The organism is Brevibacillus sp. FIR094, from assembly GCF_050477165.1.
Taxonomy (GTDB): Bacteria; Bacillota; Bacilli; order Brevibacillales; family Brevibacillaceae; genus Brevibacillus.
This window is the reverse complement of record NZ_JBEAES010000011.1, coordinates 1-19,775: the sequence shown is the minus strand read 5'-3', so window position 1 is coordinate 19,775 and position 19,775 is coordinate 1. Positions and strand designations below refer to the sequence as shown.

Sequence of the window (19,775 nt, the reverse complement as noted above, 5' to 3'; positions counted from 1 at the left end):
TTTGTTACGGGTGATTTTTATGTATACTTTTGTTGCAGCCATTCCGTCTTGAATGTCTACCATTTCTGTGAAAAGGGGTTTGTTGAAAATGCCGGATTCGGTATACACGAGAAAAGGAGCAAGTAAAGCCTCGCTCATCCCTGACAATATATTAGCACTCCTTCATACTGGAGAATTAGAAAGTGTCAATTTGACTGAATGGCAGGCTGTTGATCATATTCATCTGTTACGAAGCGTTCTGCCTCATGTTCAATTAGACGCACATATCTCTCAACTCGTTGATCAATTAGAAGAAACGGGATCTACGAACGGAATGAAAGCGATCCGTCTGATTGGCCTAGAACTACTTGCGATCTTACACAAATCGGGTGAACCCACAGCTACGTCTCCCATTTTCCTATCGTTGGCCACTCACAAGTCAGACAGTGTACGTTGCTGGAGTGCCTATATCATCGGCCTGGACAACACCTTAACGCTCCAAGAAAAGCTAAGGCAAATAAGAAAACTCGCGGCTGATCATCATTTTGGAGTGAGAGAGATCGCATGGATGGCAATTCGAGATTCTCTCGTGCATGATCTGAACCATTCCATTCAACTCCTGAGCGAATGGGTACTTGATACTGACGAAAATATTCGCCGCTTTGCGGTAGAAGCCACACGCCCTCGAGGGGTCTGGTGCAAGCATATTGACGCATTGAAAAATGAGCCTGGTCGCTGTCTGCCTTTGCTCACGCCAGTGAAGTCAGATCCGTCCAAATATGTTCAAGATTCTGTAGGGAATTGGTTGAACGATGCGAGTAAATCACAACCTGACTGGGTGACGCAGCTTTGTGACGAGTGGCTGAAAATCTCTGATACAAAGGAAACGAAAAGAATTGTCACCAAAGCGAAAAGAACGATCCTGAAGACCCAAACCGAACAAAAATGATGAACCGAATCACATATTTATCCCAATTTTATTTGTTGAATTCATTATCCGAGGAAAGTTTGCACTTAATCGATCAATTAACCTCCTTAACCCCTTTCCCCAAAAATACGTGTATTCAAACATCAGAAACTTTTTCAGAAGGCTTTTACTTCATCAAACAGGGGAAAGTACGTTTATATAAAGTGAATCGGGATGGGCGGCAGTTCACATTCGATATCCTCGGGGAAGGTAATGTGTTTGGAGAAGTGGATCTCCTCTCATTAGGTACACGGGAGATGTATATAGAAGCCATCGAAGACTGCCTCATTTGTAAAATGAGCAAAGCAAAATTTGAGAGCTACATAATCGAACATCCGCAACTGATGATGAAGATCATGAAGCTCATTAGCGATAGAATGGTTTCAATCAGCCAGGCAGCCGAAAATCTTGCACTCCTCCCTTTACAAGATCGCATTATTTCCACGTTAGTAAAGCTTGCCGATCAATTTGGCAATCCTAACAGTTCAGCGTTTCAACAAATTGAGTTACCTCTTTCCCATCAAGAACTTGCCCATTTTGTTGGGGCATCCAGGGAAGCCGTGACAGTAGCATTACGTGCTTTAGCAAAGGAAGAACTGATCCAAACAGGCTTTAAATCCATTTCCATTCATCGGGACAAAATTTTGAAGAGAATGTAATCCAGTTCACATCTTTCCCTCCAAAAGAAAGATATCGTAAAGCTATGGCTTCTACTATTCTTTCGAAAAAGAGGGGAATGACATATGGATAAACCACATTTTCAGAGCCTGCGCGAAGAGCTAGATTTTACAACTATTCAAATAGCAGACTTACTCACTCGTGAAGTAACAGATGCATTCACAAGATCAATCGAGGAGCTGCGTACCTCTGGACAAGCAAAGGGTTTGCCGATTGGTTCGATTGCACCTGATTTCACGTTGAACGATCACACTGGCAAGACTATTACCTTGTCGGAAGAACTCGGAAAAGGTCCCGTCGTCCTCACATTTTTCCGTGGATCATGGTGCCCCTACTGCAATTTGGAGCTGCAAGCATACCAAAAACAGATCGATACGATAACTTCTCTGAGTGTCCAATTGTTTGCCATTAGTCCACTATCTCCTGCACACTCTCTTACTATGCAAGAGAAAAACGGACTGAGCTTTCCCGTGTTATGCGATACCAATAACCAAGTAGCAGAAAAATATAAACTCAGATTCAGACTGCCTGATTATTTACATGATACCTACCGATCATTGGATATTGATCTCACTCGTTTTAATAGCGAAGATTCCTGGACACTCCCCATACCTGCTACTTATATCCTCGACAACCAGGGCGTAATCCGTTCAGCAGGCTTAGATTCTGATTACAAAAAACGCATGGAGCCTAGTACAGTTTTGGACATTCTGCGTACCCTAACCTAACGCCTATATAACGAAGAACCAGTTGATCCCACAACTGGTTTTTTGTACGTCTATACTTTATGAACAAATAGTTTATTTTCCCTACCAAAACTTGACAAGGATATATCTTTTGACTTATATTTTGCATGATTATACCTTGCAAAATTCGACACATCTTTACAATTTTTGCTAAAAAGTGCAAAAGGCAAAGTCATCGAAAGGTGGCGACGCAAAACCACGGGTCTACAGTCTTTGACCATGATAGCCGGGTTGCCATCATCTTGAGACCATTTTTTCGATGTTGGTAGCTTCGGTTGTTCCATTTCCATGGAACGGCCTTTTTTTGTGTTTCGTTTCTTGAAAGGAGGATGAAAGCACTTTCATTTTCGTAACGGATGGAAAAACATAACTTTAGTGACGTCAAACATACACAACACAGTTCAATCAGAGAAAATGATGGAGTGGAGAAGTTATGTACAAACAAGTAGAAACCGTACAAGAGTTAGCAAAATTTCATGAAATCAAAGAAACAGTATGGACAAGCATGGGCTTCGAGATGGAGTACGCGAAAGAAGGCTCGGCTCGGTTCCTCTTACTTGCCGAAGATGGTAAAGCAGGTGGAACATTTGAAATGACGCCCTTTTCCAAATCAAGTGCTTATATGAAATCACTTTTTCAGGATGTTGTTACAGAAGATATGAAAGTAATGGAGGTAGACAGTCTCGCTGTTTTGCCGAAATACCGCGGACAACTAGGGCAAAAAGGAATTTGCTTGATGATAGATTACGCTGAAAAGCATGGTTATACCCACGCAATCGGGGTATCAGATCCGACTTTTTTTACGTTCATTAACAAGAAGTATCAAGTAAAGGCGACTCAGACCAAAGATATCGTCTTTTACAAAGGGGCCGATGCCATTCCGACCCTGTTCCATCTAAAAGCTGTCTATGACAATAAGCACGATCCGAAATATTCCTGGTACAATTCGTCGTCATCCAACCAAGTAAAAGTCGAGGTAGGTGGGTAAAACATGGATAACATTGATCTATTGAGAAGAAGAAACAATTGGGTCGTAATCGTATTCGCAAGTATTATTACGGTTGTTCAAGTCTTAAACCTCTTTCTAGGCGTACCGTTCACTTTCGTTCTCACGGTACTGGGTATTTTGTATGGCGTGCTGGCACCTTTTACTTACATCTCCAATCGCCCGAGCTTCCGTGAAAAAGCAGCGCCCTTCATGAAGTTTTTCAACTTCGCCGTAATCGGGATCTTCATGTTCATCGTAGTTGGACTGGACCCGCATATGATCAATATCATGACCATTATGTTCTTTGTAGCAGTCATGGGGATTTATCAAGACCGACTCATTAATATTTTGACGATTGTATCGACATTGGGTATTGTCTCTTATTACTTCCTGACACAGAGAGAAACGATTTTCCATTCGACAAACGATCTTGATCTGATGTACTTCCTGCTTACCTTCTGCTTCGTCTCTGTCACGAGCATGATGCATGCTGTATTCAACAACAAGCTGCAAGAGGAAAGTGAGCAACAAAAGCAAGAAGCGATTGCCTCGAAGGAATCGTTGCAACGTGTTCTGGATCAGATCAATGAATCACTCACCTCTATGCAAGACTATCAAGAGAATTTGAACAAGGTGACGGACGGTGTAAATGTTCGCGCAGTCGAAACCGTCGCTTCCCTGCAAGAAATTATGGGGTCCTTTACGGTCCAGACCAGCAATACGGACGAGCTGCGTCGGGAAATGAGCTCGACGAATCTGCAAGTTGAGGACATGACCCGCTCAGTTACAGAAATGCATGAGTACGTAGAATCAACCAAAGAAGCTACTAGCGAGAGCGGAAAACGCATTGGTAACATCGGCAATGACTTTGAACGATTCATCACAGACATTCAAGGTACGAACCAGCTGATTCAAGAGCTCAATAAAGAAACCGAATCGATTGGGAAAATCATTCAAACCATTTCCGAGATTTCTGCACAAACCAATCTATTGGCACTCAATGCCACGATTGAAGCATCTCGTGCAGGCGAACATGGCCGAGGATTTGCTGTCGTAGCAGATGAAGTACGCAAGCTGGCTGAATCCTCCAAGCTGTCCTCTGAGTCGATCTCGAGCCTGCTTATGACCATCCGCGAAAAAATGAAGCTCGTATCGGATATGATTTCCGAGTCACAGACTTCTTTTGAGAAAAATAGCGAGGGCATCCTCGAAGTACAAGAAATGTTCACCAATGTAGATAACTACATGCAAAACTTCGCGGATAAAACGAAAAACCTGCAAGAGTTCATCATCCATGTTCACAGCATGATTCAAGAAGTCGGCGCAAAAGTAGAAGTGAACGCAGATATTACCGACAAGAATAAAGAGAGCCTGGAAGAAGTACTTGTTCTCGTTTCTGAGCAAAAAGACGAAGTCGTTAAAGTTTCTGGCGGCTTTGAGAAAATCGAACAACAGATGCGTGGTCTCCATATGTAACCTTCCTGCAACCGCCTTTCACGGGCGGTTGTTTTCTTTTCTCATTTTGTAACCCAACAAATATATAATAAAAATATTCTGATATTTAGTTCTCATACAATGAAAGGAGGCACATCATTGATGGATGCACGAATCGAAACAAAAACGATTCAGACCGATCGACTCCACGTTTCCTATCTGACAGCAGACCTACCGGAAGGAGAACCCCTTCTCCTCATTCACGGCAATGCATCAGCCAACTTGTTCTGGGATGATACCATTGCGGCTCTATGTGACCAGTACCGTGTGTATGCACCTGATATGCGTGGCTTTGGAGCAAGTGAAGCATTGCCTATCGATGCGACACGCGGTTTGCGAGACTGGTCAGATGACCTTCATTCGTTTATTCGGGCATTGGACTTGCCAACACCGGTCCATCTTGCCGGCTGGTCGTTGGGCGGTGGGATCGTGATGCAGTTTGCCATCGATCACCCGCAGGAAGTACGCTCCCTCATTCTGGTCGCCCCCATGTCCCCTTACGGCTTCGGCGGAACCAAGGATATAGCTGGCACCCCGTGCTACAGCAGCTTCTCAGGCTCGGGTGGAGGAGCCGCCAACTCCGAGCTGGTCAAAAGGATGGCAGCCAAAGATAGGAGTAATGAATCTCCCTCCAGCCCTCGCAATGTCATGAATCAGCTTTATTTCAAGCCCCCGTTCCAAGTTGGCCCAGAGCAGGAAGACCGTTATGTGAGCGCGATACTCTCTACGAGAACCGGAGAGGGCTTTTACCCCGGTACCTTTGAATATGTAAACGATTGGCCCGGTGTTGCTCCTGGAACGACAGGGATTACAAATGCGATTTCTCCCAAATACGTTAATTTGTCCGGTATTGTCCAGATTGAGCCGAAGTGCCCAATTTTATGGATTCGCGGTGCGGATGATGCCATTATCTCGGATCAGTCACTTGCTGATTTCGGTACGCTAGGAAAGCTTGGCTATGTTCCCGGATGGCCGGGGGAAGACGAATATCCTCCGCAGCCGATGGTCTCCCAAATTCGAGACGTGCTCGAACAGTATCAGCGTGCTGGTGGTTCCTATCAGGAGATTGTCATGGAAAATGTGGGGCACGCTCCACACATTGAAAAGGCAGAGGAGTTTGTAGAGCTCATTCGAAAGACCGCCAGGGCATGACCCTGACGGTTTTTTGAATCCCCGTCCAATTTTGACTAGTTTGGTTGCTCCAGCTTTACTCACCACCATTGTCCAAAATGGGACCTCTATTACATTGCAGGGGCTCTCAAATATCCTTCTTACCCCACATAAAACGTATTTTTGTGAATACAATGCCGAGTTCAGTACGCCGACTGTTGGAAGAGTAGCTTCAGCGGAGCTTCGTTTGAACGGTGTGCTCATCCCTGGCTCGCAAACCCTCTCCTTCCCTACCGCCATGCCCCTTGGTCAGAACGCCCCAACCGCACCGGAGGCGGCCTTTTCAACACGCCAGCAAGCCCAAATCCAAGCGTCTTGCAGCTTGTCGGCTTTCCACCTTTAGGCGTATCTGGGGCGAATTTTAGCGGGGTAAATGTGAGAATTAGTGAGGTCAACACCGTTAACGCCGCCCCAGTAACCGCGAATAATGCGGCAATCTACGGATACGGCTACGTCAATGTTCCCTATAACTCTCCCGTACCCTTTTTAGAAGCCGAGGTCATCAACGGCACGGGTATTTCTTTCTCGCAAACAACCCCAACCGTTATCTCGTTAGCTCCCCATGCTACTTACTTTGCCTGCTACAATTTTATCGAATGTCCGTTAATCGCGAACTTGCCTGTTCGCGTCCTGCTGACACTAAATGATGTTCCTCTGTATCAAAGCTTACAGGACCAGGTACGAACGAACTGAAGCTAGTGAATACCAACTTGGAAGAAATCAAGTTTGTCGCAGCAAACGTAAACATTATGCAAATCGGTTGAGAGGATCAACGAGTAAGAGCCGACCATACCTACTAGAGGATGAAAACGGCTCGTTATACATAAGAACAAAAAGGCCGCTCGTCTAAAAGACTACGCGACCTGTATATCCTGATGATGGCTATTTCGGCGTATCTTTCTCCGCTTTCGATACCTTCAAGTTAAAATCTCTTTCCTGTTCCTCAATAATCGCTCGATCCTCTGCATTATCTCTCACTACTTTTTGTGTCAAAATCGATCCAACTGCTACCAAAAGCATGCATGCGATATAATACCCCTTTTCGTGTAGCTGAAGACCTGGCGCATTGTATAAACCGATGGAAAATAGCAGTACCCCTGCGCCCAATGTAAAGTATGCCAAGAAAGTGAAGGCTCCCGTGTTGCGCATCCGATGCTTTTGTGGATACATAGTAACACCCCTCACATAAGTCAACCGGACGATTTCTCGCCCGGTTGCCTCTATAGATTACTTCACAGCTTCCTTCTTGCCAAAGAAAGTACGCAACGCCTTGTATACCTCGCCCTTTTCCCGAATGACACAATGCATGAATTTCGGCTCTTTGATGTGGCGATATGCTGACATGAGGGTTGAATGACGATTATACTGATTCACTTCGCCATAGCCGAACATGTTGCATCTCTCCATGAGCTCTTTCACCAGCTTTACGCAACGCTCATTGTCAGACGTGAGGTTGTCGCCATCGGAAAAATGGAACGGGTAAATGTTGTACTGCGATGTTGGGTAGCGGCTATCGATGATCTCCAACGCCTTTTTGTAGGCAGAGGAGCAGATCGTCCCCCCGCTTTCCCCTTTCGAGAAAAAGGTGTCCTCCGTTACTTCCTTCGCATCCGTATGATGGGCAATGAAGACGATCTCGACTTTTTCGTACTTAGTGCGCAGAAAACGTACCATCCAGAAGAAAAAGCTGCGGGCGATATACTTTTCAAACACACCCATCGATCCGGAAGTATCCATCATCGCAATAATGACAGCATTGGAATGTGGCTTGATGATCTCTTCCCACGTCTTGAAGCGCAGGTCATCATCGGTGATCCCCAGCTCCATATCACTGTAGCCTGCCAGCGCATTTCGGCGGATGGCCGCAATCAGCGTACGTTTTTTATCAATGTTGCCCATCAAGCCTTTTTTCCTGACATCATTAAACCGAGTCTCTTCCACGACGATTTGTTCCTCGTCTTTTTGTTGAAGGTTCGGCAACTCCAGCTCGGCGAAAAGCATTTCCTGCAATTCTTCTACGCTGATTTCAGCCTCGTAGTAGTCTACACCTGGCTGATCACCCGCTCCCTGACCCTTTCCTGGCCCTTGCGCCGGATCGCCGTCACGGGCGACGACATCGCCTACTTTACTGTTTCCTTTACCTTGACCGCCATGTTTTCCCTTTTGGAAGTTAAAACGCAATCGGTATTCATCCAGGGAGCGAATAGGGATCTTAATGACTTCCCGACCATTCGACATGATGATGTTTTCTTCGCTGACGAGATCGGGCAGATTTTTTTTGATCGCTTCTTTCACTTTTTCCTGGTGTCGATTTTGGTCCTGGTACCCTTTGCGGTGCAGCGACCAGTCTTCCCGGGAGACAATGAACGATGATTCATCTTTCATGCCGTCTCCTCCTAGCAACTGGCGCAATCTGCGCCGAATATGACGTGCTCCTTATGTCGCCAAAGTTCTGTCATCTGTTCAACAGGCTACCCACATAGCGCAGCAGCTCATTTGCGCAAACGGGGCAATATTGATGCTCTTCGATAAGACGCTTAGTGACCTCATTAATCTTCTTGAGCTGATGCTCATCCGGCGTTTTGTTCGAGGTCGTAATCTTGACGACATCCTTTAGATCGGCAAACAGCTTCTTCTCGATAGCTTCCCGCAGGCGATCATGCGTACTGTAGTCAAAACGTTTCCCTTTACGCGCATAGGCCGAAATACGGATGAGAATTTCTTCGCGGAAGGCCCGCTTGGCATTTTCCGAAATGCCGATTTGCTCCTCGATGGAACGCATCAGGCGCTCATCTGGATCCATCTCCTCACCTGTAACGGGGTCACGGATTTTGTTCATGTTGCAATAAGCTTCCACATTGTCCAAATAGTTATCCATGAGCGTTTTTGCCGACTCTTCGTAGCTGTAAACAAACGCCTTCTGCACTTCTTTTTTCGCCAGCTCGTCATATTCCTTGCGCGCGATAGAGATAAAGTTCATATACCTCTCCCGCTGCTCCTTGGTGATAGATGGATGCTGGTCAAAGCCTTCTTTCAGTGCCCGAAGAATATCAAGCGCATTGATGCACTCCGTGTCGCGGCGGATCAGTGCACTAGAGATACGGTTGATAACATAGCGCGGATCAATACCGGACATTCCTTCGTCGGCATGCTCGTTACGCAGTTCTTCCAGATCGGCTCCCTTGAAGCCTTCCACCGATTCACCGTCATACAGCCGCATCTTTTTCAGCAGATCGGCCCCTTGTTTTTTCGATTCTTTCAAGCGGGTCATAATGGAAAAGACTGCTGCTGACCGGAGCGCATGCGGCGCAATATGCACATGCCCCAAGTCGGATTGCTTGATTAATTTCGCGTATATTTTTTCTTCGTCACTGACACGCAGATTATACGGCATCGGCATGACGATAATCCGAGATTGCAGTGCCTCATTTTTCTTATTCCCAATAAAAGCCTTGTACTCAGATTCATTCGTATGTGCAACAATCAGCTCATCTGCAGAAATGAGGGCAAAACGACCTGCCTTGAAGTTTCCTTCCTGTGTCAGCGACAGGAGATGCCACAAAAATTTCTCGTCGCATTTCAGCATTTCCTGGAATTCCATCAATCCGCGATTGGCTTTGTTCAGCTCCCCATCAAAACGATAAGCACGCGGGTCGGACTCAGAGCCGTACTTCGTAATCGTCGAGAAGTCGATGCTCCCCGTCAAATCGGCAATATCCTGAGACTTCGGATCGGAAGGGCTAAATGTACCGATCCCGACACGATTGGCTTCGGAAAACAAAATCCGATGAACAGGGAAATCCTCGATGCACCCTCCATATTCGTTCTCCAACCTCATCCGGTTATAAGGCGTCAATTCTCCTTCAATCTTGATTCCCAGCTCTTCTTCCACCTCTGCACGCAGCTCGTGCGGGATGAGATGAAGTGGTTCTTCGTGCATGGGGCAGCCATCAAGTGCATAGATCGCTCCGGCTTCCGTCCTTGAATACTCTTCCAGTCCTCGCTTGAGCATCGTCACGAGCGTAGACTTACCGCCACTCACAGGTCCCATCAAGAGCAAGATGCGTTTGCGGACATCCAGACGACGCGCAGCCGAGTGGAAATATTCCTCCACTAGGCGCTCTACAGAACGATCCAGTCCGAAGATTTCCCGACTAAAAAATTGATACGAACGTGAGCCATCCTCGTTCTCTTCAACTCCCGCACTTTTAACCATGTTGTAGACGCGTGAATGCGCCGTCTGGGCAATTTGCGGATTTTTACGTACCAGATCCAAATATTCGGCGAATGTTCCTCTCCACATCAGGTTTTCTTCGCGGGCCCGGTGCTCAGCGATCCGTTTTAAAATGTCCATGTTCGACACTCCTCCCTCTTAAGCCCTCTCTCTTCCCAACGACAATGTACTCTCATGTATATGTCCGCCTGCGGTCACGCATTCACGTGCAAGCCGTTTTCTCCGGTTGCCAACAGGCTCTTACAGCCTTTACATATGTGTATGCGAGACATCAGCACAAGTTTCAGCAATCTTCCCATAAAAATCCGTCACATTGCTTTTTTACGGCTTGGAAGATTACGGAATTGTAAGGTTTAGCGAACGTAGCTGTAAGCTGATTCGATGGTTTGTAATCCCTTCTCCCCTGTAAAATACAATCATAAGCAACATACACGGAAGCCAATATGGATTGGCTTAAAATAACGGGAGGCAAAATTCATGGACATTCAAGCAGAACGCATTCAAGTGAAAAAGGGACTTTTTTTGACCGGCATTGCGACCTTAATGATTCTTTCGATATTCATTTACCAAGCAGTGACAGGAATGGAGCTCGATACGGGAGAAATACTGAGTGTGTACATATCGGTTAGTGCCTTTTTGAAAATGGTTCATGACCATCGTAAATTGTCACTAACTTAAGGGTGCAGCAGCTTTAATTCGTTTGCAAAGTGGGCAGGCTACGCTATAATGAAAGTAGTTTGTTTACGAAAGGAGCTGTCAAACGTGGGTACATTTATCGTAGCATTGGTCTTCGGAGCTTTTCTGTTTTTCATGCTGACAGCTGGCTACAACGAGGACAAAACCTGGAACATGTAAGAAGCAACCAGGGGAAAAAAGCAGGCTGCCTACTGTGGCAACCTGCTTTTTTTGTTTTCTTGTTATTTCTTATTCTCTTTCTTTTCTGCTTTCTTCGCTTCGATTTCAGCCTTGATTTCTTTTACGCTCTTACCTGCTGTGTCAACGCCCCACTTGGCCGCCTTTTCTTTCAGGTTTTCGAGCTGTTCTTGCTTCTTCGCTTCTTTTGCTACCTTTTTCTCAGCGTTTGCTGCTTTTTTTGCTACTTTTGCTTCTTTAATAGCCGCTTTTACTTCCTTCGCCTTTTTACCTGCCGTATCAACGCCCAACTTCACAGCTTTATCATTTAGCTTGGCGAGTTGTTCTTGCTTCTTCGCTTCTTTTGCCGCTTTTTTCTCAGCGTTTTCTGTTTTCTTTGCTGCCTTTGCTTCTTGAATGCCTGCTTTTACTTCCTTATTTGTTTTTTCCGATGTTTCTACGCCCCACTTGGCAGCCTTCGCGTTCAGTTTTGCTCTGTTTTCTTCCTTTTTCTCTGCTTTCGAGTGCTTAGCCGTAGCATCCGCTGATGTATCCGCCGCAGTCACTACAGAGATACCACTAAACAGCAACGTAGCCATCACCAGAGACGAAACAAGTTTTTTCATGCAGGATTTCCTCCTTTATTATGTAAAACATGGTCGTACACCCCTAGCCTACCTAATGATTTTGGGAAAAGTATGTGAAAAAGCAGGCTTGACCATTTTTTCAAACGGACAGCCTGCTTCTCGCTTATTCTTTCATGGTCAATTCTTAACGCGCAAACACACCGCTTTTTTCAGAAATCGCCGTAAACAGCTCTTCTAGTGATCCCCGCTGATCTACCGGATACTCAGGATCACCACGGTCTTCCATCCAATTGGTTACCAAAAACGTTTTCATCCCCAGCTTGGATGCGACCATGTCCTCCTGCATGTGATTTCCGACCATGACACAGTCTGTCGGTTCAACCCCGAGCTTCTGGCAAATCTCATTGTAATAACCAGGATTCGGCTTCGTGAAATGCGACTCCTCGTAGACGGTGACCAGCTCGAATTCATCCGCGGACATCCCGATCCAAGCGAGGCGATGGTGAATCGCATCACGCGGGAAAACAGGATTCGTCGCTACTGCAACCCGAAATCCTTGCTCTTTAGCGGCAGCAATAATCTGCTTCGCCCACGGCGAAGGATACGTCAGGTGAGAAAGTGTCGGAAATACATCGCGATAAAACGAATCGAACAGAGGCCATATTTCCTCCCGCTCCCACTCACTGTGTTCCATAAAATGTTCGATAAAAACTTGTTCGTTTGTTTTGTCCGGCTCTTGGTTCATAATCATTGCCTTGGTCGCATCCCAAATCAGCGCCAACAGCTTTTCGGTATCGTACTTATCTCCGACATGGCGACCTACTTCAACCAAGTAACTTTTGACAAAGGGTTCTGTCTGCATCTCTAATAACGTACCGTCCAAATCAAACAGGATGGTGTTCACAGTCATAATGGATCTCTCCCTCCCAAATGCCTTACGATAACGATGGAAAACCTAACTGACGAAGTCCCTCAAACAAGACAATAGCTGCACAATTGGACAGGTTCACAGAACGGGTCGCACCGCTCATCGGGATACGAATAGTCTGTTCCCGATATTTTTCTGTCAGCTCTTCCGGCAAGCCCGTCGTCTCCTTGCCCAAGATAATGTAGTCGCCATCCCGGAAAGAAACGTCCGAATATAACTTTTCCCCCCAGGTTTCCACAAAGTAAAAGGTGCCCGCACCTTCCCCTTGTGCCGCAGCAAAGTGCTCAAAGCTCTCATGATGGTGAACATTTACTGCATGCCAATAATCAAGACCAGCCCGCTTCAGATAACGATCGTCCGTTGAAAATCCGAGCGGATGAATCAAATGCAGATGAGCTCCTGTTGCTGCACATGAACGGGCGATGTTTCCCGTGTTGGCCGGAATGAGCGGCTCATGCAAAACAATATGTAACGGCATATCTGAAAATCTCCTTGTAAATTGCGAACTTGATACCTGTACACGTCTTATTATACCACCGTGCCCAGCTTCTGTAACAAATGGAGTGCCTGCTGCATCTAATCAGAAACTTTTGGCTATCGAAGGAGTGACGATTAGATGGGGACACCCCTATCATTTGGGCAACGCCTTGTCGCACATGTGAGCATCCTGAGTTTGATCCTGTTAGGTACCAGCTGGATGTGGACTGATTTTTCTGCGTTCCCCGCCTTAGAAACATGGAGTATGATTCTTGGCTATCTCTCATTTATTTTGATTGGCTGCACCTTACTGATGGGGCCACTCCAGTCCAGGCTCCCTGCTGGCTGGATGGCTGTCAGCTTGTCCATCCGCCGAGATATCGGCATATGGGCTGGGCTAACTGGACTGCTGCACGTCCTTCTTGTGCTCGTCCTTTTTGAAAGTGAGCCTCGCCTGATGATCATAGATGACAACCGTGCTGAAAAGGCTGATGGCTGGCTGGGTTTGTTCTTTTTCGCTTCCTCTGATCCAACCATGTGGCCATCTCCCAACTGGACCCTTACAGGCGTTGCGAACTACCTTGGGCTGCTGGCTTTTTTCATGCTACTAACCCTGTCGCTGACTTCTTCTGCACGGGCAGAAAAATGGCTGGGTGGCTCCAGTTGGAAAAGGCTTCATCTCGCGAATCCATGGCTGTTTGTCATCGTCTTGTTCCATGGCTTGATTTACATCCAATCCATTAAAGGAGAACCGCATACCTTTTCAGACATGCTCGTTTTCGCAGCAATGATTTGGATGATTCGCAGCATCGCTTTTATACGAAGAGCTTATTTTCGCAAGCGGTAATTATACCCCTCTTATATGAAAGAAGGCATAGCGCATTTTGGGCGTATAGGCTGTGGAATCCTCATATGCCCAATAACGCATGCTGCTATCTGTCGTATGGGCATTCACTAACGGCATCTGATTCGCGTCTTTTGCGACCACGATCGTATTGTGCTGAAAACGCCCATCCCCGTTAAAATCATAACAAATAATATCACCTGGGACCAATTCGGCCGCAGAGCTTTTCGTAACTGCCTGCATAGGTGGTCCACCCGATTTCAATAGCAAATACAAGCTATGCGCTACCGTCCAGCTATAGCTCCAAGAGGAGCCTTTTCCCGTGCGAATCCACCAGCCCTTGCCCATCTCCTTCGACATCAGCATAGGGATTCCGCCAGCGTGTAAACATTGCGAAATAAAATTCGTGCAGTCATCCGTAAAACGAGGATACACAGGATTGGTCGTGTTCCAGTAGCGTTCCGCATACGCGACTGCATTTGCAGCGTTGTATCCTCCCACTCCATGCACAATCAGCATAGGTTGTTGGTCAATGGCATCCTCGACGCCTGACACAACGATGACAGGCTCCTCCTCTTCCTCGACCATCATTTTTTGATCACCATTCGACTCCCTTGCCCCGATAATCGACCACTTTTCATTCGTTTTGAGCAACTGGAGCTGGAACAATCGTTTGTTTGCCTCTTTATACTTGGTATGCTTGATCCCCAGGGTTTTCTTTTCTTCCCATTGAACCGTTATTTCCATGGTGGCATCGGTATCTACCCAGCACATGGGCGTTACTTGTCCCTGGACAGCCAATAATTTGACTCCCCGCTCCTCGATTTTCTGCTTCTCCCGGTTCAGTCGACCCCATTCTTCCTGTACGCCAGACTCTCCTGTACAGTAAAAAGGCAGCAGCCGCTCATACTTTCCGTCCATAGATGACTGGTGAACTGCTTGAAAATATTGCTGAACAAATTCACGCCACTCCACTTTCTCCTCCTCCTTTCCACTTCAGACTGCGACATAGACCCATGAACCGTGCATCTCAATGAAGAATATGTCACTCCTGGAGCATTCAGAAGAAAAAGAAAAGCTGCCCGAGCAAGCAGACAGCTTATTTGGAAGAAGCGTGAGCAAAAAGTGGGCCTTCTTCTAAGGACAACAAATATTTTTTAATGGATAAGCCACCGCCGTATCCGACCAAGGCACCATTCGAGCCAACGACACGATGGCAAGGAATAATGACAGGAATCGGATTGCGATTGTTCGCACCGCCAATGGCCCGAACAGCTTTCGCTGCTCCAATAGCCAAGGCAATATCTTTGTAAGAACGAGTTTCTCCATAGGGGATGTTCGATAGCTCATTCCATACAGCCTTTTGAAAGGGAGTTCCGTACAATACGGTTGGAACATCAAACGTCTTTCGCTTGCCTACAAAATACTCTTCTAATTGTTTTTTTGCAGACTCATTGATCGCATCGTTGAGCGTTGGGGTAATTCCTAAGAACGTTTTTTTGCACCAGCGCACCAGAGGCGCCAATCCGTCTTGTTCATTGGCAAATTGAATGTAGCACAGCCCTTCTTCTGTAGAAGCCAAGAGCAATGGTCCAATCGGTGAATCCATCATGCTATAGCCTAATTCCTTTGCCATTTTACGTCCTCCCTCTCACATTCAAACTAAGCCTGTGCACGAATCATGGTCATCCCTTTTTCTATCTCTTCCACTACTTCTGGTGACGCCTCTTTTGCTTTTGCGGAAATGAGCGCTTCTTGTGCCTGCTCTCCTCCGATTTTTCCAAGTGACCATGCAGCAGTTCCACGAATGACTGGACGGGGGTCTTCGAACAAAAGACGCTCCAAATGAGGAACAGCCGTCCGATCCTTGAAATGTGCAAGTGCTAATATGGCATTGCGCTGAATGGGCTTTTTACCCCGCCAAGATGAAGAAGATAGACCGAACTTTTCCTTAAACTCCTTATTGCTCATCTGAAGCAGCGGTATCAGCAAAGGCTTGGCAATCTCCGGATCAGGCTGAAATTCAGCATGATGGTCGTTATCGATGCGACGATTCTTAGGACATACCGTCTGACAAGTGTCGCAACCATACAGTCGATTCCCGATTTTCCCGCGGAATTCATCTGGAATAAAATCTTTTACCTGAGTCAAATACGCAACACATCGCTGTGCATCAAGCTGTCCGCCCTGAATCAAGGCTCCGGTCGGACAAGCATCAACACATATATTACAGTCGCCACAGCCTTCTTCGATCGGCATGTCGCTTGGCAACGGAAGATTCGTTACAAGCTCCCCCAAGTACACCCATGATCCGAACTCCGGTGTTATGATGGCACAGTTTTTTCCGGCAAATCCAATCCCAGCCCGCTCGGCAACCGCACGATCAGACAATGCTCCCGTGTCTACCATAGATTCGATCCGAGCTCCTGGCTCCAGCTCGATAATGAATCGAGTCAGCTTGTCCAGCTTGTCGCGCAGAACGTGATGGTAATCGGTTCCCCATGCTGCACGGCACAAGATTCCCCGATACGCACCAGGCTCTGACTTTGGTGGATTTTTTAGCTTGGATGGATAGGCTAGTGCTATAGAAATCAGCGAACGTGCCCCCTCCAGCAACAGTTCCGGATTCGTCCTCTTTTCTAAATCAGGCTCTTCAAATCCAGATTCATAACCCTTTTCCCGATGTACAAGAAGTCGTTCTTTTAAGGCCGTGAATGGATCGGCACTGGCAAACCCGATCTTATCGATTCCAATTTCCTTGGCATAGTCAATGATGGACTGCTTTGTCTGTTCCCAGTACTGCAAGTCGTTCACAGCTGTTTAATCGCTCCTGTCGCCAATTCGTCGCAGCGGTTGTTCCATTTGTTGTCGGCGTGTCCTTTAACTTTTACGTACTCTACCTTGTGGGTGTCCATCAATTGCAGCAGTTCTTTCCATAAGTCCTGATTTTCCACCTGCTGGCCTTTGCTGTTTTTCCAACCGTTTTTCAACCAGCCTTTATACCAGCCTTGTTTGAAGCAGTTAACCAAGTATGCACTGTCGCTATACAGCGTCACCTTACAAGGCTCCTTCAATGTAGAGAGCGCCTTGATGGCCGCCAACAGCTCCATTCTGTTATTCGTTGTATGCGGTTCGGCACCGGACATTTCCTTGATGTGTTGGCCGTACATCAGTACAGCTCCCCAACCACCTGGTCCTGGATTGCCGGAACAAGCTCCGTCTGTATAAATTTCAACCTCACGCATCGTCATCGTCAGGGGTTCCCTCCTCTGTTCTCTTCTATTGTATCGAAGCTTAGTCGCTTCCACAAAAATTTTTTGTTATACTACCAAAAATAGGTTTAGTAAGGAGTGTCTAAAGATGAAAGTTCAACTAGATTCTTCCGTGTCCGAGCGTCTGCCACAGTTTTCTCTCGGCATTTTACAATACAGCAATGCTTCTGTCAGTGACTCCCCGAAAATGCTGCAGGGACGTATTAATTATTATGTGGAGAGCTTGCGGCTGGAGCACGATACTGCAAACCTAACAGAAATCGAAGGCGTCCGCGAGTGGAGGGCCTGCTTTAAGCAAGTTGGCATTGATCCGTCCAGATACCGACCTTCCTCCGAAGCATTACTACGCCGACTGCTGCAGGGAAATCCTTTTTTCTGGATCAACAGCGCTGTTGATGTTAATAATTTTTTCTCAGTTTTGCACGCGCTTCCTTTTGGGATTTATGACGTCAATCACTTAGCGGGTGATATCACATGTCGTCTCGGCCACGCCGATGATGTCTATGAAGGATTAAACGGACGCGAAGTCAACATGGAAGGGAAACTGCTTCTCGCTGATGGTAACGGCTCATTTGGGAGTCCCATTGTTGATTCCAAGCGCTCATGCGTAACGGAACAAAGCCGGACACTACTCCAAGTCATCTTTTTCCATGAAAAAATGGAACAATCTAAAAAAGAAGAAATCGTAGGTTCAGTTGGTCGCATGTTTACGGAAATCAACGGTGGCGAGCTGACTTACTCCTCTATTGTTACCGCCTAAGAAAAAGACGGCCCGTCATGCAGCCTGGCCGTCTTTTTCTACGCTATCTTCCTTTTTTCTAAAAACAATATGTTCTAGGACCAGGCATACAATAACTCCGAGCAATAAGCCATTGCCGAACAAAAAGCTGACTAGTGCAGGAAGTTGCTGCCAAGCTACAGCCGGTACGAACATGACTCCGATCCCGATCAGCAGCGAGCTGCCCCCAACAATAATCGTACGTTCGTCCATCTTCACATTTACGTAATCCTTCAAGCCGAAGCCAAGCAGTTGCGTATAGGAAATGAACATCGCCGCATATGCCACTGGAGTAGGTAAAGCTGCCAAAAAATGAGCAACAGTGGGAATCAGCCCAATCAACATCATCCCCAGCATCGCTATTACAAATGGCAGGCGCGAAGCCATTTTCGTCGTTTGAATAACCGCTGCTGCCAAGGAAAGTGGAATCATACCAACCACACCGCTCAGACCTGACAGGAAATGGGATACCCCTGTAAAAATACCACCGCGATTGTACTGCTTTTCAGTAGGCACAGTGTCTGTCGCTTTTCCCATGACCGCCAGACTCGTCATAAGGTTTGTCAACAGAACGAATCCTGTCAGCATACTTGTTAATACAACGCCCCAATCCCAACGTGGAGGGCCCCAAAAGAAAATAGAAGGCCATGAAAATAATTGCTCAGAAGGCCGGACAGGTTCTGTCCATCCAAGAAGCGCGTACACGATCCAGCCCCCAACCATGCCAAACAAAACCGCAAAACTAGAGAAGCGCTTCGTTCGCATAATGAACACAACAAGGGCTACGATCCCTATGGACACAAGTGCTACACCCGGTTGCACCTCTTTTGAATGTTGAAACCCAATACCGAGCATGCCCGTGAGAATGTTGCTACACAAAGAAACAGCAAGCAAAATCATATACGTACCTGAAACCAGCGGTGTAAACCATTTCTGTAATTTTCCAATCCAGCCTAATAAACCAAAAATAAAAAAGAGTAGACCTGCTAATATCATCCCCACTTGAAAGGATTGACCAATTTCTTGTGGATGAAGACCCATGCTCGTTCCGAGTTGAGCCAAAATGATAAAGATCCCCCACCATAATCCAGCCGGTCCTTCTATCATCGGATAGCGGTGTCCAATCCATACTTGCAGTAGTGACGCGAGTCCAATGTAAAACATGGTCTGCTGCATCAGCTTTCCAATTTCATCAGGCTGCAAGCCGTACATGTCTCCAATCATTAGTGGTACCGCCACACTGCTGGAAACAGTTACGATCATCCATTGCAATACGGACAGCGTCGTGATCCCCATTGGCGGCTTGTCTTGCAGTTTGTAAAACACCTCAACCACCTCGTCCTCTTGCTTGCATAAGTTGTCTATTTCCCTGTCTACACTATGTGCATATTAAAGCAGAAAAAAACCCCAATCATCAAGATATCTTGACATTCAGGGTTAGCTTGTAAATGTATGGTGCCGGTGAAGGGACTTGAACCCCCACGGTTTCCCTCACGATTTTGAGTCGCGCGCGTCTGCCATTCCGCCACACCGGCAAATACTTTGGAGGAGGCACCCGGATTTGAACCGGGGGTAAGGGTTTTGCAGACCCGTGCCTTACCACTTGGCTATGCCTCCATGATATAAGGTAAAACAAGTTGAGAAATGGAGCGGACGAAGGGTCTCGAACCCTCGACCTTCGCCTTGGCAAGGCGACGCTCTACCAATTGAGCTACGTCCGCATTTTAATGGCTGGGGTACTAGGATTTGAACCTAGGAATGACGGAGTCAAAGTCCGTTGC

General features: G+C 46.6%; 21 protein-coding genes, 3 tRNA genes and 1 riboswitch. Of the genes, 10 read left to right on the top strand and 14 right to left on the bottom strand.

The features are described 5' to 3' along the window. Positions 1-88 precede the first annotated feature (88 nt). From ACQ5DJ_RS11480 to ACQ5DJ_RS11450, 7 genes are all read left to right on the top strand, one after another. Positions 89-928 carry a DNA alkylation repair protein gene (locus ACQ5DJ_RS11480; RefSeq protein WP_429842585.1) on the top strand — a complete coding sequence of 280 codons (840 nt, stop codon included), beginning with the start codon at positions 89-91 and terminating at the stop codon, positions 926-928. After that, complete coding sequence (locus tag ACQ5DJ_RS11475) at positions 928-1,605, top strand: Crp/Fnr family transcriptional regulator (protein ID WP_429842748.1); 678 nt, start codon at positions 928-930, stop codon at positions 1,603-1,605. The genes ACQ5DJ_RS11480 and ACQ5DJ_RS11475 overlap by 1 nt, the downstream gene beginning before the upstream one ends. Positions 1,606-1,689: 84 nt before the next feature. Beyond that, positions 1,690-2,352 (top strand): peroxiredoxin-like family protein, encoded by a 663-nt coding sequence (locus tag ACQ5DJ_RS11470; RefSeq protein WP_429842584.1) that lies wholly within the window; start codon positions 1,690-1,692, stop codon positions 2,350-2,352. A gap of 173 nt (positions 2,353-2,525) precedes the next feature. Next, positions 2,526-2,609: riboswitch (cyclic di-GMP riboswitch) on the top strand. Positions 2,610-2,803: 194 nt separating this feature from the next. After that, positions 2,804-3,358, top strand: a complete 555-nt coding sequence (locus ACQ5DJ_RS11465) for a GNAT family N-acetyltransferase (RefSeq protein ID WP_429842583.1) — start codon at positions 2,804-2,806, stop codon at positions 3,356-3,358. A 3-nt stretch (positions 3,359-3,361) separates the two neighbouring features. Next, positions 3,362-4,834, top strand: a complete 1,473-nt coding sequence (locus ACQ5DJ_RS11460) for a methyl-accepting chemotaxis protein (protein ID WP_429842582.1) — start codon at positions 3,362-3,364, stop codon at positions 4,832-4,834. Between the two features lie 120 nt (positions 4,835-4,954). Then, on the top strand, positions 4,955-6,004 hold the full coding sequence (locus tag ACQ5DJ_RS11455; RefSeq protein WP_429842581.1) for an alpha/beta hydrolase: 1,050 nt from the start codon (positions 4,955-4,957) through the stop codon (positions 6,002-6,004). 393 nt (positions 6,005-6,397) lie between these two features. Next, positions 6,398-6,715, top strand: coding sequence for a hypothetical protein (locus tag ACQ5DJ_RS11450; RefSeq protein ID WP_429842580.1), 318 nt, complete (start codon positions 6,398-6,400; stop codon positions 6,713-6,715). A gap of 189 nt (positions 6,716-6,904) precedes the next feature. Here the strand turns inward: ACQ5DJ_RS11450 and ACQ5DJ_RS11445 are convergent, their stop codons facing one another. From ACQ5DJ_RS11445 to ACQ5DJ_RS11435, 3 genes are all read right to left on the bottom strand, one after another. After that, entirely contained in the window at positions 6,905-7,192 is a 288-nt protein-coding gene (locus tag ACQ5DJ_RS11445; protein ID WP_429842579.1) for a YiaA/YiaB family inner membrane protein, read from the bottom strand. Positions 7,193-7,249: 57 nt separating this feature from the next. Next, a complete protein-coding gene (gene yhbH, locus ACQ5DJ_RS11440) occupies positions 7,250-8,407 on the bottom strand; it encodes a sporulation protein YhbH (RefSeq protein WP_017251936.1) in 1,158 nt (385 codons plus the stop codon). Positions 8,408-8,477: 70 nt separating this feature from the next. Beyond that, positions 8,478-10,376: a PrkA family serine protein kinase gene (locus tag ACQ5DJ_RS11435; RefSeq protein ID WP_429842578.1), complete on the bottom strand. Its 1,899-nt coding sequence runs from the start codon at positions 10,374-10,376 to the stop codon at positions 8,478-8,480. Between the two features lie 357 nt (positions 10,377-10,733). Here ACQ5DJ_RS11435 and ACQ5DJ_RS11430 point away from each other — a divergent pair, with 357 nt between their 5' ends. Further along, positions 10,734-10,934, top strand: a complete 201-nt coding sequence (locus ACQ5DJ_RS11430) for a hypothetical protein (RefSeq protein WP_429842577.1) — start codon at positions 10,734-10,736, stop codon at positions 10,932-10,934. A gap of 239 nt (positions 10,935-11,173) precedes the next feature. Here the strand turns inward: ACQ5DJ_RS11430 and ACQ5DJ_RS11425 are convergent, their stop codons facing one another. The 3 genes from ACQ5DJ_RS11425 to trmL form a co-directional block, all read right to left on the bottom strand. Further along, entirely contained in the window at positions 11,174-11,734 is a 561-nt protein-coding gene (locus tag ACQ5DJ_RS11425; protein ID WP_429842576.1) for a hypothetical protein, read from the bottom strand. A 145-nt stretch (positions 11,735-11,879) separates the two neighbouring features. After that, entirely contained in the window at positions 11,880-12,605 is a 726-nt protein-coding gene (locus ACQ5DJ_RS11420) for an HAD family hydrolase (RefSeq protein ID WP_429842575.1), read from the bottom strand. Between the two features lie 25 nt (positions 12,606-12,630). Then, positions 12,631-13,101: a tRNA (uridine(34)/cytosine(34)/5-carboxymethylaminomethyluridine(34)-2'-O)-methyltransferase TrmL gene (gene trmL / locus ACQ5DJ_RS11415; protein ID WP_069853088.1), complete on the bottom strand. Its 471-nt coding sequence runs from the start codon at positions 13,099-13,101 to the stop codon at positions 12,631-12,633. A 138-nt stretch (positions 13,102-13,239) separates the two neighbouring features. Here trmL and ACQ5DJ_RS11410 point away from each other — a divergent pair, with 138 nt between their 5' ends. Then, complete coding sequence (locus ACQ5DJ_RS11410; protein WP_429842574.1) at positions 13,240-13,947, top strand: ferric reductase-like transmembrane domain-containing protein; 708 nt, start codon at positions 13,240-13,242, stop codon at positions 13,945-13,947. Here ACQ5DJ_RS11410 and ACQ5DJ_RS11405 read toward each other — a convergent pair whose 3' ends face one another. From ACQ5DJ_RS11405 to rnhA, 4 genes are all read right to left on the bottom strand, one after another. Next, positions 13,948-14,919: an amidase domain-containing protein gene (locus ACQ5DJ_RS11405; protein ID WP_429842573.1), complete on the bottom strand. Its 972-nt coding sequence runs from the start codon at positions 14,917-14,919 to the stop codon at positions 13,948-13,950. A 124-nt stretch (positions 14,920-15,043) separates the two neighbouring features. Further along, positions 15,044-15,580 carry a methylated-DNA--[protein]-cysteine S-methyltransferase gene (locus ACQ5DJ_RS11400; protein WP_429842572.1) on the bottom strand — a complete coding sequence of 179 codons (537 nt, stop codon included), beginning with the start codon at positions 15,578-15,580 and terminating at the stop codon, positions 15,044-15,046. 26 nt (positions 15,581-15,606) lie between these two features. After that, entirely contained in the window at positions 15,607-16,758 is a 1,152-nt protein-coding gene (gene queG, locus ACQ5DJ_RS11395; RefSeq protein ID WP_429842571.1) for a tRNA epoxyqueuosine(34) reductase QueG, read from the bottom strand. After that, positions 16,755-17,189 carry a ribonuclease HI gene (gene rnhA / locus ACQ5DJ_RS11390; RefSeq protein ID WP_186380639.1) on the bottom strand — a complete coding sequence of 145 codons (435 nt, stop codon included), beginning with the start codon at positions 17,187-17,189 and terminating at the stop codon, positions 16,755-16,757. The genes queG and rnhA overlap by 4 nt, the downstream gene beginning before the upstream one ends. A 115-nt stretch (positions 17,190-17,304) precedes the next feature. Here rnhA and ACQ5DJ_RS11385 point away from each other — a divergent pair, with 115 nt between their 5' ends. Continuing rightward, positions 17,305-17,976, top strand: coding sequence for a B3/B4 domain-containing protein (locus tag ACQ5DJ_RS11385; RefSeq protein WP_429842570.1), 672 nt, complete (start codon positions 17,305-17,307; stop codon positions 17,974-17,976). 15 nt (positions 17,977-17,991) lie between these two features. On the opposite strand, the gene ACQ5DJ_RS11380 is transcribed toward ACQ5DJ_RS11385, so the two are convergent. From ACQ5DJ_RS11380 to ACQ5DJ_RS11365, 4 genes are all read right to left on the bottom strand, one after another. Continuing rightward, entirely contained in the window at positions 17,992-19,320 is a 1,329-nt protein-coding gene (locus tag ACQ5DJ_RS11380) for a purine/pyrimidine permease (RefSeq protein ID WP_429842569.1), read from the bottom strand. Between the two features lie 127 nt (positions 19,321-19,447). Beyond that, positions 19,448-19,529: transfer RNA gene (locus ACQ5DJ_RS11375), tRNA-Leu, on the bottom strand. 8 nt (positions 19,530-19,537) lie between these two features. Next, a tRNA-Cys gene (locus ACQ5DJ_RS11370) sits at positions 19,538-19,611 on the bottom strand. 28 nt (positions 19,612-19,639) lie between these two features. Beyond that, positions 19,640-19,715: transfer RNA gene (locus ACQ5DJ_RS11365), tRNA-Gly, on the bottom strand. Positions 19,716-19,775: the final 60 nt, after the last annotated feature.